Genomic DNA, 14877 nt, shown 5'->3' on the forward strand with positions numbered 1-14877 from the left:
AACATGTCTCAAACAATTCCAATTTTCTATACGATCAGCGATGACTTTGCACCCTATGCCGCCGTAGCGATTGAATCACTCCTGCCTTACGTCTCATCAGACTACCAATATCAGATCATCATCGTTCATCAGGGCTTGCGGCAGGCTACGCGGCAAAATCTTAAAAGTCTGACGCGCGATAACGTTGAAATTATTTTTTATGAAATCAATGATGCCAAACTGGGGGCCATTCAAAATCGTAAAGAAAACTTTTTGCGGGCCGATTTTTTCACGCCCAGCATCTTTTATCGGCTGTTTTTAGCGGATCTTTTCCCGCAATATGATAAGGCAATCTATGTCGACAGCGATACGGTCTGGAACGGCGACCCGGCAGAAATGTTTGCTATCGCGCTCAATGACGATCTGATCGGCGCGGCCCCCGACCATTCCGTAGAACACGTTGCTCCAATGCAGACCTACATCAAAAATGCAGTCGGCGTACCGGCAGCTGAATACATCAACTCTGGCGTTTTACTGATGAATTTTAAACAGCTGCGTCAAGACGATTTTACTCAGCACTTCTTGTATCTGCTGCAAAAATATCATGTCGACTGCATCGCTCCCGATCAAGACTATCTAAACGTCATGTGCAGCGGACGCATTACCTACCTGAACGAAAAATGGAATGCCATGCCTAAAGATGATGAATTTGCTGCTGAACGCGTTGACAATCCCAAACTGATTCACTACAACCTCTTTTTCAAGCCATGGCATTTTGATCAAGTGATGTATGATCATTACTTCTGGCAAGCCGCTCAAAAAACGCCTTACGCCCAGCAGCTCAAAACGGTGCGGGCCCACTATACGCCAGCCATGCAGCAACTTGACCGGGAAAAATTGATGAGCATGCTCAATCACGCCGACGAGCTGCCGGAAAATCCAGTTACGTTTAAAAAGCTGCAGGACCAAGGAGAGCAGGTGCGGCTTTCATGATTATTGGCGACCATCGCGATCAAGTGATCAACAATATTGCCGATCACGCGCAGCAGGGCCTCTTTAACGAAAAAGTCGAAATTGACGACCCACAGATGACCTCAGCAGAAAGCCTAGATATCATTAATCAATTTTGGCAGGATCAGACTCATTGGCGCGCTCGCTTTGACAACTTGATTGCCAGAGCCACGATGCGTGGAATCACAGACTGGTTCAATCACGATACCACGTTTTGTGGACTGGAAAATCTCAAGCCGCTTTCGCCAACTCAAGGTGCAGTAATTACCAGCAATCACTTTAATCAGCTGGATAATACCGTCATCCGCAAGCTGGCCCAAAAAAATCATCGTCGCCTGTTTATCGTCATTCAAGAAACCAATCTTAAAATGGGCGGCTTGATCGGTTTTTTGATGAATCATCTCGATGTATTGCCACTGGCTAACAACGTCAACTATCTCGGCCGTACGCTGCCGCAAAAAATCGCGCAGCAGACCAGGCATGGGCACTGGGTTCTGATCTATCCAGAACAAGAGATGTGGTTCAACTACCGCAAGCCTCGTCCCGTCAAGCGTGGTGCCTACTACTACGCTGCCAGAGCCAAAGCGCCGATCATATCTTGTTTTACGGAAATCATCGACCTGCCCAAAACCGAAAAAAATAACGACGATTTTTATCAGACCCGCTATCGGCTGCACGTTCTGCCGCTGATTTGGCCAGATCCCGCGCTTTCCGTCAACGAAAACGCCAAATTGATGATGGAAAAAGACTATGCTCAAAAAAAGGCGGCGTATGAAAAGGCCTATCAGAAAAAACTTGACTATCGCTTTACCCCACACGATATCGCGGGTTGGCGCGGTTAATCATGTTTTTTAACAATTTTTTGATAATCTACTTGCATTTTGTAAGATGTCATGTAAAATAAGGGCATATTTAAAGATGCGTTGATAAATAACCAGAAAGGAGAGGTGCATCATGATTAAGTCTAATTTTGCTATGAACATGACTTGTTGCTGCCTTTTTCTTTCTGCGGAAAAGGCTTGTTTTGCATTAGTATAAACAGCCCAGTCGACAACTCAGTCGATTGCAAAGCCCCGCAGACTACTACAGTTTGCGGGGCTTTTTGTATCCATCGCACTTTAAATCACTACAAACTCACCGGTGAAAGTCTGATTGTTTAACTATCGCAATCGTTAGGAAAGGAGCACCTGATGACTAATCCGCATCTTAAAATTGGCATCTTAAACTTGATGCATGACAAGGCTGCCACTCAGCAGCGTTTTTCATCAATTTTTAAGACCCTTGATCCCACGGTTGAACTTACTTTTTTCTATCCTGTTGACCACTACCGCAATCGGCCGGTCCCAGAACTGGTTCAACAAATCTCTGAACCGCTGGACCTTAACAAAGTAAGTCAGCTGCAAGGATTCATCATTACAGGTGCCCCGATTGAGCAGATTCCGTTTGCACAGGTCGAATATCACGATGAGGTCACGCGCCTGATTGATACGCTGGTCGACCTAAACATCCCGCAGCTCTATATCTGCTGGGGTGCCATGGCTGCCGCTAACTATTTATATGGCATTGAAAAACGGCAATTGACCAAAAAATACTTCGGTGTCTTTGACAATGAGGTTTTGGTTGAAACCCCCGTTTTAAATGGCCTGACAGTTCCCTTCCCAGCACCGCATGCACGCTATGCCGAGCTGGACCATGACCAGATTCGCCAAACGCCTGAACTGACGATCAACGCCGTGTCCAGTGATGACTATCTGCTTTCGCTAACCGGCAGCGACAATCAAGACTTTTTGTTTGCCCACCTTGAATACGATCGTCTGGCACTATTAGCCGAATATCAACGGGAAACAGCTGCTCATCCCGATCGTCATTACGCATTGCCAAAGAATTATTTTAAAGACATTAATACGCTGACTGATCCCCAATTCAAGTGGGAAAAGGTCCAGCAGCTGTATTTTAAGAACTGGCTGCAAAAAACGGCTGAATATTCACAAAACGCACTAACCATTGCCTAAAGGAGAAAAAATCATGTCAAAAATCTACACTTCAATCGACCAACTGATCGGCAACACGCCTCTTTTAAAGCTTAACCGGATCGTTCCTGAAGATGCCGCCGACGTTTACGTAAAGCTGGAATTCTTCAACCCAGCTGGCTCCATCAAAGACCGGATCGCGCTGGCCATGATTGAAAAAGCCGAAGCAGAAGGCAAGCTCAAGCCTGGCGATACGATCATCGAACCAACCTCAGGCAACACTGGGATTGGGCTGGCCAGCGTAGCAGCTGCCAAGGGCTATCACCTGATTATCGTAATGCCAGAAACGATGAGCGTTGAGCGTCGCAAGCTGATGCAGGGCTATGGCGCGGAACTGATTCTGACGCCTGGTGCCGATGGAATGAAGGGCTCAATTGCCAAAGCCCAAGAACTGGTTGACACCAAAGGCTACTTTATGCCAATGCAGTTTGAAAACCCAGCCAACCCAGCAATTCACGAAGCAACGACTGGTCAAGAAATCATTGATGCTTTTGGCAAAGACGATCTGCCTGACGCTTTTGTTGCCGGGGTTGGTACTGGCGGCACGCTGAGCGGTATCGGTCACGCCTTGAAAAAAGTTGATCCAAACGTTAAGGTCTACGCTTTGGAGCCTGCTGAGTCACCACTGCTTAAAGAAGGCAAGGCTGGCAAGCACAAGATCCAAGGTATCAGTGCCGGTTTCATTCCTAAGACGCTGGATCAAGAAGTCTACGACGGCATTATTGAAGTTTCCAGCGATGATGCCATCAAGACTGGTCAAGCAGTCGGTCGTCTGGAAGGCTTCTTGCCAGGTATCTCAGCCGGTGCCAACATTTATGGCGCAATTGAATTAGCCAAGCAGCTGGGCAAAGGCAAGAAGGTCGTAACCGTATCTCCTGATGGCGGCGACCGCTACCTGTCCACTGATCTGTTCAACTACTAAAAATCAGCAAAAGCTCCAACTTGAGATTTTCTCAAAGGTTGGAGCTTTTATTATTGCATCAATAATTTTCGATCAATGCGGCCACACGATCCTGCAGTTCATCAACCGAATGTCGTCGCGATCGAGCACATTCCTTGGCTGGCCGGCCACAGATCAGGCATTGGCGCTTAGGCAGTCCCAGTTCGGTCCGCGATATCGAAACGGTCTGATCGTTTTGACGGCTCAAGACATCAAGATCAAACAGCCGATGAGCAGCCTGAGCCTCTTCAAATTCAGTCGTCAGCTGTTTGACCTGCGCGGCTGGGCCATCAACCAGATAGAAGCGTTCTGGCCCCGTCGACTCCCCTAGCCATTGCTCAGTCATCCTAAACTGAAACTTGGCGCCCAGCTGTTTTTCAAAAACTGCCAAGCCTGCCGCAAAAAAGTCCTTGATCGTTTGATTGTTCTTGATTGGTCCAGGAATATTCAGCTTAGCAGCAATCACAGTCTGATCTGGATATTTTGACGTCAGCTGATTCTGCAGAGCCACGCGTCGATCACGGTTTGCCAAGACGGCCGGGATTGATTGCGGCTTTCCGTTTTCAAATAAATGATTCATTTTATTATTCCTCATCTGAATTGCTTTGACAGCGCCAACCAAACAAAAAAGCTCAAGGCAGCTGATAAAACTATCAAATGCTTTGAGCTTAATTTTATTATTCGGCAACTGGGTAAACCGAAACTTTACGGTTGCTGCGACCCATGCGTTCAAACTTAACAACGCCGTCGATCTTAGCAAACAAAGTGTCGTCACCACCGCGACCTACGTTTTCACCTGGGTGAATGTGGGTACCACGTTGACGGTAGATGATAGAACCGGCCGTTACGACAGAACCGTCAGCAGCCTTAGTTCCCAGACGACGACCAGCAGAGTTACGACCGTTGGCAGTCGAACCGCCCCCTTTGTGGTGGGAGAAGAATTGAAGATCCATAATCATAGTTTTCACCTCCAGCTTGAAATTTGTTTTTAAGACATTTTTATGTCAATATTTTCAGCATACTGTTCTTGAATGTCAAGCATGGCATCCAAGAAGGTCTGCATTAAAATCTGGGAATCGTGTCCCGGATCAATAGAGCTGACCTTAAGCAAACCGCCATTCGCATGGTCTGCCGTAATCGTGGCAGGCTGCTTGACGACTCTTTCTAAGCCATTGACCGTTGCGATTGCCAAAGCAGAAACCGCAGCACAGACAATGTCTTGTCCATAATCGCCATGATCGGCATGCCCAGTCATCTCAAACGAAGCTATTCCATGATCCTGATTGGTATGAAAAACCGCGCGAATCATTGAATCACCCCATTAAGCGTTGATCGTGTCAATCGTAACCTTAGTGTATGGTTGACGGTGACCCTTCTTGGTGTGGGTGTGCTTCTTTGGCTTGTACTTGAAGGTAACAACCTTCTTTTCCTTGCCTTGCTTGTCAACAGTACCTTCAACAGTAGCACCGTCAACAAATGGCGTGCCGACCTTAACGTCGTCGCCGCCTACGAAGATAACCTTGTCAAAAGTTACCTTTTCGCCTTCTTTTGCGTCCAGCTTTTCAACGTAGATAGCTTGACCAGCTTCTACCTTGTATTGCTTGCCGCCAGTAACGATAATTGCGTACATCAGTTTGTGCACCTCCTTAATTTCTAAGACTCGCCGGCCGAGCAGCCGAAGCTTTTAAAACTCGGTTGCGTGCGGTTGTAGTTGTTGGTTCACAAATACAACGCTAATATCATATCAAAACATTTTGATCGCGTCAATAAAAATCAGACCAATGCTGAATAAAAAATCACCGTGGCGAAAAGGCCCGGTGATTCTCGGCTAGATTTCTAATGCGGATTTTACCTTACCATCAAAAAACGAGGTTAAAAGCATTCCCTCACCGCTGAACTGCTGCAGCATCTTCATCATACTTTGCGTCATATAGCGTGGCGTATAGATCATGCCATCCTGCAGCCAGCTTTTGATTACGCCCAGCACGGCAGATGCCAAAAATGAAACCTGCATTTTGACTGGAACATCGAAATCGTCAAATTCACTATCCAACTGTTTGGCATATTTCGTTAATTCCTGGCAGAGACGATCATAGAGCTGTGCATAGAAGAAATCATTGCGTTCATTATTCAATAAGACATCAAAGACTTCTGCACTGTTTTCAATGCATTGAAAGGCTTCATTTAAAGACAGTACCTGAACTGAGTTGCCAGAAGTTGAGATCTGACGCTCAACCATAATTTGTGCAAACAGATCATCCAGAATCTCATTCATTGCTGATTTGATAAAGTCGCGTTTGTCCTTGTAATGCAGATAAAATGTGCCTCGAGTAATATTTGCCGTTTCAGTAATCTTTTGGACGCTGATGTTTTCAAGCTTCTCATGCTTCATCAGATAAACAAGTGCCTTGCGGAGACTACTGCGGGTCTTGACTACACGAGGATCAACCTTGCTGCCCGTCATTGGCACTACGCCTCCATTCTTAAAAAAGCTCTTTAGGTTAAAACATGTAGCTGGTTTACAAACTTGTTCTACCGTTAGATTAAAACGATGTAAGCGCTTTGTCAATAAATTAGACTTCCATTAACATAAAAGGTTTTGCAATGGTCTAATTAACTGTGTTATTGACATTTTCGTGGAATATAATATACTTAATTAGGTCTGGGGCAATAGCTCAACTGGATAGAGCATTGGTCTTCTAAACCAAAGGTTGTGGGTTCGATTCCCACTTGCCCCATATAAGAAGCGTCAAAAATACTGATATAATGGCGTTTTCGATCATATAGACGTCCCAATAGTGTCCTAACGTACTAAAACGACCGTCATACGACAGTCGTTTTATTTTTTGCGCGGATCATTAATCTCAAGTGTCCATCCAACAACGGCTTTGTGAAGAAATCAAACTCCAAACGATTGTAGTAGCCAAAATTACCTACTTTATGGGAATTTCAGCCCTAGAGTAGGTAAATGTATATTCAGCCACCTTGACTTTACCTACTTAAAGCATCTTTTCTTCGGATCGTAGGTAAAAATGTATATTTAAGAGATAATTGGCCCAGACCTACTTTGTGAATTACCTACTATTGCGCATTTTTTATCAAATCATAGGTAATGTTAGGCTTCCCTAACTCAATATACAATGATTTTTACCTACTTATACATTGATTTTCGCAAAAAGTAGGTAATGATATTTTTGTCATATATATTATGCAGGATTTTTTGAATAATCCGGTCTGATAATCTTTGAATATCCCAATAGCTAAGTTGCTTCGAATCATCACCAGCTTCAGATTCTCTGACTGCAGGCATCCCTTCGTCAACCACCATCGACTTTAGCCGATGGTGGTTGACTATCCATAACCGGTTGTTAGAAATTTACCGGCTTGAATTAATGAGCTGCTGGCAGTCATGAAATCTAAGATTGAGAATTTGACCGCTGTGGCAGTGACTGTCGCTGAAAAATTGCCGATTCACCACTTCATTTGGCATGAATTGATAAAACATCAGCGCCATTTGATGTTCTAAAGCCAAATACTCCTGGTTATAATGAAAACATCAATTAGGCAAGACATTTATCAAATTTCCATGTCTCTGTCGGAAAAGGAAGAAAATTCATGCCCCAAAATACTGCCATCCTTTTAGGCGCGACCGGTGAAGTCGGCGGTCACATTCTACAAGAACTGTTGATGAGCACTCACTACCATAAAATCCATGTCGTTGGTCGCACTTCCATTAATCAGATTCCCAACCATCCTAAAATCGAAAAATCCATAATTGACTTTGAAATTCCCAGCGTAAACCCCAATATTTTACCAGGAGCCGATGTTTTCTGCGCAATTGGTACCGGCGATCGGCAGCTGTTTGAAAAAGTGGACTACGGCTATGCGTATAATTTTGCCAAACTCTGTGCCGGCAAGGTCAGAAGCTTTAACTTAGTTTCCGCAATGGGTGCCAACAGTAAAACTCATTATCACTATCTACAGGTCAAGGGACGGTTGGAAGACGATCTGCTCAAGCTCGACCTGGGGACTCACCGTTTCTATCGTCCATCCATGCTGATTGCTCCTGCACGTAATGACCTGACCATTAGCGATGCAATCTGGATCAGAATCTTTCAAGCAATCTCGCCTGTATTGATTGGACCAATGGCAGGATGGAAAGGCATCCGTCCTGCACAGGTTGCCCATGCGATGGTTAAAAATGCCGCAATTGAAAACAAGCAGACGGTTTATCTTCATAATGACATGATTGACTGATTTCCATTCCGAAACGATTCAAATTGCATGACTCGATACTCATAAAATTCCCTTGTCTTCATTGTTTTCTTTAATCTAACAGCAAGACAGGCACATGGTCATTCAAATCCCTGCTTGATAAAGTTTAAGATTTTATTAAGATGTGGTTTTATATTACAAAACCATTGCAATTTTTAACAAAAGTAACAATAATGAAACATATAGACAATGCTTTTGATGGGATCACAAAATGTTGCCACTCTTTATCATTTCGTTGATTCTTTCTTTATCTGTAGTTGGTCAAATCTTTTGGCAATAAAATCCCCGCCGCTAAGTCCCATATCTTAACGGCAAGAAGCATCGCCTTTCCTTATCAACAAAAACGGCATCCGTCAAATGACGAATGTCGTTTTTATTATCTGAAGAAACAGCTGGTTCCCTGACAAATCGTTTTTTAAAGCATTATAATCAGTGCTGCCTTCCTTTTGCGGCTCTGCAAAAAAACTCGCTAAAGCGTGATATCGGCTTTAGCGAGCTTGATTGACTTAATAGTTATCTTCTTGACGCTGAATATTGATCTTCAGCTTTTCTTCATAGGCTGCCATGATTTCATCTTCGGTAAAGCCAAAATCAACCAGCCCCAGTTTTAAGAACAGATGCCAGGCATGGCGGAAATCTTCTTGCCGATGACTGAAGTAGCTGCCATACAAGAAGTTTTTGATTGCCAGATATTCCTTGTTCCAATCTGGTACCTTTTCGGCCGGTTTGCCGTTTTTGATCCGGGTCAGCATTTGCTCATCCAACACGATCAGATGCGTCCACTGCTTTTTGGCGCTAAACAGCAAAAAGAAATTCAGCGCATCAACATATTCCTCTAATACCGTTTGATGATGCGTCCGGCCGGGAAGCTGTTTTCCTTGATGTTCCTTCCACACCTTGAACCATTCCGCGGCATTGGCAATCTCAGCCAGTTCAACGTCCAAGGCAGTAAAGACGTTTTGTACGCGAGCTTCGGCACCAAGTTGAATATCATGATCCTCATCCAGCTGCCAGTCAAATTCAATTGATTCGTGCAGCAACTTAGTAATATCTAACAAACTAATCTTCCTTTTCTTCTGCTTCTTTTGCTTCAGCCAAATCAGCAGCCGGCTGTTCGATCTGATCAGCTGGCTGGTCAGGCGTCGTCATCGTCAGGTTTTCCGGCTCATCAGCAGTAAAAATCATTGCATCGGTCCGGACAGCTAAAAATTCACGGTTGTCAAGATACCATTCGCGAACCAGCGGATAGTGCAGCAAGACGTCAAAAAACGAAACGCGCTCCTCACTGTCTAATACCCGAAAGCTCCATTCCTGGCTGTAGTCATCTGGATCAAAAGCCAATTGCAGACGGACGTTTTGATCCAACCGCAATTCGGCACCATTGTTTTGTGGCAGGCTCAACAGCATGTAGTCGGTATCCGTAGTCTTGACAAACAGTCGATCGATAATCGTCAGCGGCAGGTCCGGCTTTTGCAGACGGAACCGCGCGCCATTGCCGGTTTCTAAGATACCCAGATCAATCACGAAGTCCAGCTGTTTTTCCAGCAGCAGGGCAAACTTGATCATTGGCTGCACCACGGCTTGCAGATCCAGATCACTGAATTTCTGCGTCTGACGCACGATGAAAAAGTCAACCAGTGCCCGATTGCTGAACTTCAGAATCTGGTGCTTCAAATTCAGATAAAACAGCGGTTCATGATGATGCTGCTCGGCAAAGAAGGCCCCGCCATTACGCGGATCAATCTCAAAAGTAAACCGCTCTTGATCTTCCATTGGCGAAATCTTGGCCAGCAGCTGATGGTGAATATCGTTTTCTTCGATTGTCAAGCCAGACTCATTGTTTAATTCCAGCATCCGCGCCATTAAAAGCAGATAGTAGTCGGCTAGTTGATAATGCTGTGGAAACTTGACAAAGGCATTTTCCAGGCTGAGCCCTTCCAATTTTTCCGTTGCCGCAAGCAGTTCTTTAGGATCCTTGGTCGAAGTCAGCTGATTAAGCAGAGCCACATAGCGCTGACCAACTTCCAGGCCCTGCGCGATCGAATCACTGAGCGAGCGAACGCGATCAGCCGCCGTTGCGATCATTTGATTATTGCTCATCTGCACTCACCCCCGCTTGCTTGCCGCCAAGGCTCTTAAGATAGCTGGCATACAGATTCCGGTTGGCCAGTTCAAAGTCCTCAAACGTGCCAAACGTATCAACAATACTCTTTTGTTCATAGCTCAAGATTGTGTTTTCTTTGGACAGATCCAGGACTACACGCTCATTTTCTTTAATCGTATCAGCCGCTGTCCGTGATTCTTGTTCTTCATCTTCTAACTTACTGATCTGTTCAACGATTACCTGCCGTGCTTCACGATTTTTATTGGATTCAAACAAACCGCTGTGTGCACTGGCATCCTTAAGCTGACTCTGCAGTTCGGACCGCTTTTGTTCACGTTCCTGACGACTGTCAATCAGTTTTTGCAGACGATCGTTTTCACTGGAGATCTGTTCAATGCGATCACTGTTATAACGCTTGTTTTGCTTGCTCAACTCAAAAGCGCGCGCCAGCTTTTGGTATTCTTCCTGATCAAAGGCAAAGCGGATATTCAGCACGTCTAATTCGCCAAACCGCCGCCGATCCCACCAATTTCCAAAATAGATGCGGTAGTGACCAGTCTGGTATTCCTCGTAGTAAAAGAACGGATAGGCCCTGCCCAAATATTGAATCAGGTTGGCACTCAAAAAATTGCTCAACTGGTCAGCCAGATCATCGACCAGGTTCATTACGCCCTGTTCGTTTGGCTGCTGCTCGCGATGCTCAATTTCAGCAGCATAGCGTTGATTGTCCAGCAATTGATATACCTTGCAGTCATCATGATGATCGACCGCGGTTTCCAATTCTTGCAGATACTTGATCTTGACAGCAATTTGCTTATTGATTGCTTGGCTTACATCAAGCGCACCATTTGTCTGTTCAACATTTGCCATAGCTTTAACTCCTTAATTTAATACTGATTTAATCTTAGCGGATTTTTGACAACTTTTAAAGCGATTAATCCAGGTAGTTGGAAAATCTTTACCATTGTCGATAACGGTTGCAAATTTATCCAGAATGACTATAATATAGTTGTTCGAGTATTACACATATGTGGACTACTCGAATGTCAAGAAAAGAGGCGAAACTATTATGGCACGTAAGTTGAGTAAGCAAGAACGAAAAGAAATGGCCCGCAAGGCTATGGAAAAGCGTGGCAACAAAAAGCCTAGTGGTTCAGGCTTCGCTAAGCTGGATGCAGATGCCAAAAAGCTCAGTGAATAGTTTTTGTCACGATTCTGATTTAAAAAACGCAGCGTCACTTGCAACGCTGCGTTTTTTTCGTCGCTAAAATAAAAAGACCTGCAGCTTGGCAGGCCTCTTTGGCAAAACACAAATTAGTATTGGAGCATGTACTTTTCACGTTCCCAGTCAGAAACGTGTTGACGGTAACCATCGTATTCACGCGTCTTGGCCTCAAAGAAGTTCGTGTAGAGGTGTTCGCCCATTGATTCACGAACGACTTCATCAGCACGCAGACTCTTCAAAGCATTGTGCAGGTTGGATGGCAGATCCTCAATGCCCTTGGCTTCACGTTCTTCTGGCGTCATCATGTAGATGTTTTCCGTAACTTCCTTCATTGGCGTCAGGTTGTTGCGCAGACCGTCCAGACCGGCTTCCAAAATAGCAGCAATTGCCAGGTATGGGTTAGCCGTGCAGTCAACGGAACGCATTTCAACCCGCGTTCCCATCTTGCGGTCGTCTGGGATCCGAATCAATGGTGAACGGTTGGATGCAGACCAGGCAACGTAAACCGGTGCTTCATAGCCTGGTACCAGACGCTTGTAGGAGTTGACGGTTGGGTTGCAGACTGCCGTCAGTGCGCGAGCGTGCTTCAAGATACCAGCCAGGAAGTGGTAGGCCGTATCAGACAATTGCAGTTCGCCCTTTTCATCGTAGAAGGCGTTGTTGCCGTCCTTGTCAAACAGCGACATGTTGGTGTGCATCCCAGAACCGTTGATGCCAGACAATGGCTTTGGCATAAACGTGGCGTGCAGACCATGCTTTTTAGCAACTGACTTAACAACGAACTTGAACGTTTGAATGTTGTCAGCAGCTTCCAGAGCATTAGCGTACTTAAAGTCGACTTCGTGTTGGCCAGGAGCAACTTCATGGTGAGCAGCCTCAACGTCAAAGCCCATCTTTTCCAGTGCCAAAACGATGTCGCGACGGCAGTTTTCACCAGCATCGGCAGGTTCCATGTCAAAGTAGTTTTCGTTGTCGTTTACTTCAGTCGTTGGATTGCCCTTTTCATCAGTCTTGAACAAGAAGAATTCTGGTTCTGGACCGATGTTGAATGAAGTAAAGCCTGCCTTCTTCATGTCGTCTAAAACGCGGATCAGGTTGTTGCGTGGGTCACCAGCAAATGGCGTGCCATCAGTCATGTGCACGCTGCAGATCACGCGGGCTACCTTACCGTGTTCCTCACCCCAAGGAAAGACCAGCCAAGTTGACATGTCAGGGTAGAGGTACATGTCACTTTCATTGATGCGGACAAAGCCGTCAATTGAAGAGCCATCAAACATCATCTTGTTGTTCATCAGCTTGTCTAATTGGCTGACAGGCAGGTCCACGCTCTTAGTCGTACCAAACAGATCTGAGAACATTACCCGCAGAAAATGAACGTTTTCCTTTTCAACCAATTCATGAACTTCTTCTTTAGTGAATACGTGTTTTGCCATTTTATTCCATTCCTTCCACAATTGCTACTTCACAACTAGTTTCAGATGGCTAGACCAATTAAGGGATTGGTCATTGCTAATGCTTATGTTCAGCCTTCCCTCTGATTACTTTAATAGCCTACCAATTGAAGGGGAATAAGTCAATTTTTGATAGGGCTTTCACGGGCGATCGCGTTGATTAATTAGTTTGACTAACGTTTAACTTTAATTTTTTAACCAGTTTTTAACGACGGCTTCAATTTCATTAGTCGTATTCCGACCACTAACCAGATCATACCATTGAACGTTCATCTTATTTCTAAACCAAGTCAGTTGGCGTTTGGCATAGTGACGAGAATCCTGCTTGATTTTGGCCACCGCATCATCAAGTGTCGTCTCACCCTTAAAGTACGAAAACAGCTCACGATAGCCGATTCCTTTGCCAGACTGATAGTTTTCACCGCCCTGCTCATACAGCCAGCGTGCCTCATCCAGCAGACCATTTTTAATCATCAAGTCGACCCGCTGATTGATCCGCTCATATAAAACCGAACGTTCTGTCGTCAAGCCAATCAGCAAAAATTCATTTGCCGTTTTAGTCTGAGTCTGCTGTGAAAAAAGATGACCGGTTTTTTCAATTACCTCCAAAGCTCGAATGATGCGCCGCAAATTGCCCGTTGGAATCTGTGCTGCTGCTTGAGGATCTTTTTTTCGCAATTGATCCCACACGTATTCAGGACCGTTTTGCGCTGCTTTTTCATGCCAGTAGTCACGAATTCTTTGTGATTCTTCATCAAAATGATCCGCGCCCAATGCCAGATTTTCCGTCAGCGTCTGCAGGTAAAAGCCGGTTCCGCCAACGATCATTGGCAGATGCCCTTTATGTTCAATCTGTTCAATCTGTTCGTTGGCCAGTTTTTGAAACTCAGCAGCGGAGAATCTTTGGTTAAGGTTGCGAATATTGATCAAATGATGCGGTACGCCCTCCATTTCCGCTGGCGTAATCTTGGCCGTGCCGATATCCAAATGGCGATAGATCTGCATTGAATCACCTGAAATCACCTCGCCGTTTAAATGATGCGCTAATTGAATCGACAGCGCGGTCTTGCCGACTGCGGTGGGACCAACGATCGCAATTGCTTTAGTCAAATTTAACACTTCCTTGTCTTAAATTACTGGTAAATCAATCAAAAATCGGTCATAATAAAGCCAAATGACATAAAGGGGGCTACTCTTTTGAAAAAATTTACACGTGGTTTTATCCTGGGAACCTTAACGACGCTCGGTGCCGTAGCAGGCAGCGTAGCAGCTTTCCACAAGACGGTCGTTAAGCCCATCGAAGAAGAAGAAAATCGTTTTGATGAGAACCGTCGCGCTGCTAATCGCAAGGGACGCTCTTCTCACCAGCTGTAATCCTCTTAAGATTATAAAAAAGGCTGTTGCAAGCTTGCAACAGCCTTTTGTTATCTAGTCAGCGTATTTGGCTTTCTTCGTCTTGCCGTGCCATTCTGCATAGCCGCCCTTTAAGATGTAGAGCTTGTGGTAGCCTTTTTTGGCCAAGAAAGTCACGGCCTGCGTACTCAGCTGCATGCCGTCATCATAAAGATAAACCGGCAGATCTGGCCGCAGTTCGCCATACTGCTGCTTAAGGTAGATGTATGGAAGACTGCGGGCGCCCAAAATGTGCCCTTTATCAAAAGCATCCTTTTGCCGCAGATCGATCACCTGCGCCTTACGCATGCCCTCACGGAAGGCATCTTCATCCAACACCGTGGCATAATGCTTGCGCCGATAAGCACTGATCCCAGCACTTACTCCCCAGCCAACCAAAATTGCCAACACGATGATGTCAAAAATCAACCATCCCGAACTCATTCCCAGTACCACAACAATTTCCTCCA

The 14877-nt window shown here is 45.3% G+C and carries 18 protein-coding genes, 1 tRNA gene and 1 other annotated feature; of the genes, 8 read left to right on the forward strand and 11 right to left on the reverse strand.

Annotated elements, in window-relative coordinates; translation table 11 throughout:
* The first annotated feature begins 3 nt into the window (after positions 1-3).
* From ABC765_RS07720 to cysK, 4 genes are all read left to right on the forward strand, one after another.
* Positions 4-972: a glycosyltransferase family 8 protein gene (locus ABC765_RS07720; protein WP_347980123.1), complete on the forward strand. Its 969-nt coding sequence runs from the start codon at positions 4-6 to the stop codon at positions 970-972.
* Positions 969-1832 carry a 1-acyl-sn-glycerol-3-phosphate acyltransferase gene (locus ABC765_RS07725; protein ID WP_347980124.1) on the forward strand — a complete coding sequence of 288 codons (864 nt, stop codon included), beginning with the start codon at positions 969-971 and terminating at the stop codon, positions 1830-1832. Before ABC765_RS07720 ends, ABC765_RS07725 begins: the two co-directional genes overlap by 4 nt.
* A 348-nt stretch (positions 1833-2180) precedes the next feature.
* Complete coding sequence (locus ABC765_RS07730) at positions 2181-3002, forward strand: homoserine O-succinyltransferase (RefSeq protein ID WP_347980125.1); 822 nt, start codon at positions 2181-2183, stop codon at positions 3000-3002.
* Between the two features lie 13 nt (positions 3003-3015).
* Positions 3016-3942, forward strand: coding sequence for a cysteine synthase A (gene cysK / locus ABC765_RS07735; protein WP_270635546.1), 927 nt, complete (start codon positions 3016-3018; stop codon positions 3940-3942).
* Between the two features lie 58 nt (positions 3943-4000).
* Here the strand turns inward: cysK and citX are convergent, their stop codons facing one another.
* From citX to ABC765_RS07760, 5 genes are all read right to left on the reverse strand, one after another.
* The gene (gene citX / locus ABC765_RS07740; RefSeq protein WP_347980126.1) at positions 4001-4540 is read right to left on the reverse strand and encodes a citrate lyase holo-[acyl-carrier protein] synthase; all 540 of its coding nucleotides are present in this window, start codon (positions 4538-4540) and stop codon (positions 4001-4003) included.
* 97 nt (positions 4541-4637) lie between these two features.
* Positions 4638-4919: a 50S ribosomal protein L27 gene (rpmA, locus tag ABC765_RS07745; protein WP_006499566.1), complete on the reverse strand. Its 282-nt coding sequence runs from the start codon at positions 4917-4919 to the stop codon at positions 4638-4640.
* 29 nt (positions 4920-4948) lie between these two features.
* Entirely contained in the window at positions 4949-5269 is a 321-nt protein-coding gene (locus ABC765_RS07750) for a ribosomal-processing cysteine protease Prp (RefSeq protein WP_347953558.1), read from the reverse strand.
* 12 nt (positions 5270-5281) lie between these two features.
* Positions 5282-5590 (reverse strand): 50S ribosomal protein L21, encoded by a 309-nt coding sequence (rplU, locus tag ABC765_RS07755; RefSeq protein ID WP_006499564.1) that lies wholly within the window; start codon positions 5588-5590, stop codon positions 5282-5284.
* A 16-nt stretch (positions 5591-5606) separates the two neighbouring features.
* Positions 5607-5677 (reverse strand) — a sequence feature (ribosomal protein L21 leader region).
* 111 nt (positions 5678-5788) lie between these two features.
* Positions 5789-6424 (reverse strand): TetR/AcrR family transcriptional regulator, encoded by a 636-nt coding sequence (locus tag ABC765_RS07760; protein ID WP_033935193.1) that lies wholly within the window; start codon positions 6422-6424, stop codon positions 5789-5791.
* Between the two features lie 200 nt (positions 6425-6624).
* Here ABC765_RS07760 and ABC765_RS07765 point away from each other — a divergent pair.
* Positions 6625-6698 (forward strand) — tRNA-Arg (locus tag ABC765_RS07765).
* A gap of 877 nt (positions 6699-7575) precedes the next feature.
* Entirely contained in the window at positions 7576-8217 is a 642-nt protein-coding gene (locus ABC765_RS07770; protein ID WP_347980127.1) for an NAD(P)H-binding protein, read from the forward strand.
* Between the two features lie 524 nt (positions 8218-8741).
* On the opposite strand, the gene ABC765_RS07775 is transcribed toward ABC765_RS07770, so the two are convergent.
* The 3 genes from ABC765_RS07775 to ABC765_RS07785 are packed head-to-tail and all read right to left on the reverse strand — an operon-like array spanning position 8742 to position 11209.
* On the reverse strand, positions 8742-9293 hold the full coding sequence (locus ABC765_RS07775) for a dUTP diphosphatase (RefSeq protein ID WP_347953560.1): 552 nt from the start codon (positions 9291-9293) through the stop codon (positions 8742-8744).
* 1 nt (position 9294) lies between these two features.
* Positions 9295-10335 carry a hypothetical protein gene (locus ABC765_RS07780; RefSeq protein WP_347980128.1) on the reverse strand — a complete coding sequence of 347 codons (1041 nt, stop codon included), beginning with the start codon at positions 10333-10335 and terminating at the stop codon, positions 9295-9297.
* Complete coding sequence (locus ABC765_RS07785; protein ID WP_347980129.1) at positions 10325-11209, reverse strand: exonuclease SbcC; 885 nt, start codon at positions 11207-11209, stop codon at positions 10325-10327. Before ABC765_RS07785 ends, ABC765_RS07780 begins: the two co-directional genes overlap by 11 nt.
* Before the next feature lie 199 nt (positions 11210-11408).
* On the opposite strand from ABC765_RS07785, the gene ABC765_RS07790 reads away from it, so the two are divergent.
* Positions 11409-11540, forward strand: coding sequence for a hypothetical protein (locus ABC765_RS07790; protein ID WP_006499968.1), 132 nt, complete (start codon positions 11409-11411; stop codon positions 11538-11540).
* 113 nt (positions 11541-11653) lie between these two features.
* Here ABC765_RS07790 and glnA read toward each other — a convergent pair whose 3' ends face one another.
* Positions 11654-12997, reverse strand: coding sequence for a type I glutamate--ammonia ligase (glnA, locus tag ABC765_RS07795; RefSeq protein ID WP_347980130.1), 1344 nt, complete (start codon positions 12995-12997; stop codon positions 11654-11656).
* A 204-nt stretch (positions 12998-13201) separates the two neighbouring features.
* A complete protein-coding gene (gene miaA, locus ABC765_RS07800; protein WP_347980131.1) occupies positions 13202-14125 on the reverse strand; it encodes a tRNA (adenosine(37)-N6)-dimethylallyltransferase MiaA in 924 nt (307 codons plus the stop codon).
* Between the two features lie 87 nt (positions 14126-14212).
* Between miaA and ABC765_RS07805 the strand changes: the two genes are divergently transcribed.
* Positions 14213-14389 (forward strand): DUF3042 family protein, encoded by a 177-nt coding sequence (locus ABC765_RS07805; RefSeq protein WP_347980132.1) that lies wholly within the window; start codon positions 14213-14215, stop codon positions 14387-14389.
* A 54-nt stretch (positions 14390-14443) separates the two neighbouring features.
* Here the strand turns inward: ABC765_RS07805 and ABC765_RS07810 are convergent, their stop codons facing one another.
* Positions 14444-14851 carry a rhodanese-like domain-containing protein gene (locus ABC765_RS07810; RefSeq protein ID WP_179944456.1) on the reverse strand — a complete coding sequence of 136 codons (408 nt, stop codon included), beginning with the start codon at positions 14849-14851 and terminating at the stop codon, positions 14444-14446.
* Positions 14852-14877: the final 26 nt, after the last annotated feature.

Origin of the sequence: Limosilactobacillus sp. WILCCON 0051 (assembly GCF_039955095.1) — a bacterium.
Classification (GTDB): domain Bacteria; phylum Bacillota; class Bacilli; order Lactobacillales; family Lactobacillaceae; genus Limosilactobacillus; species Limosilactobacillus allomucosae.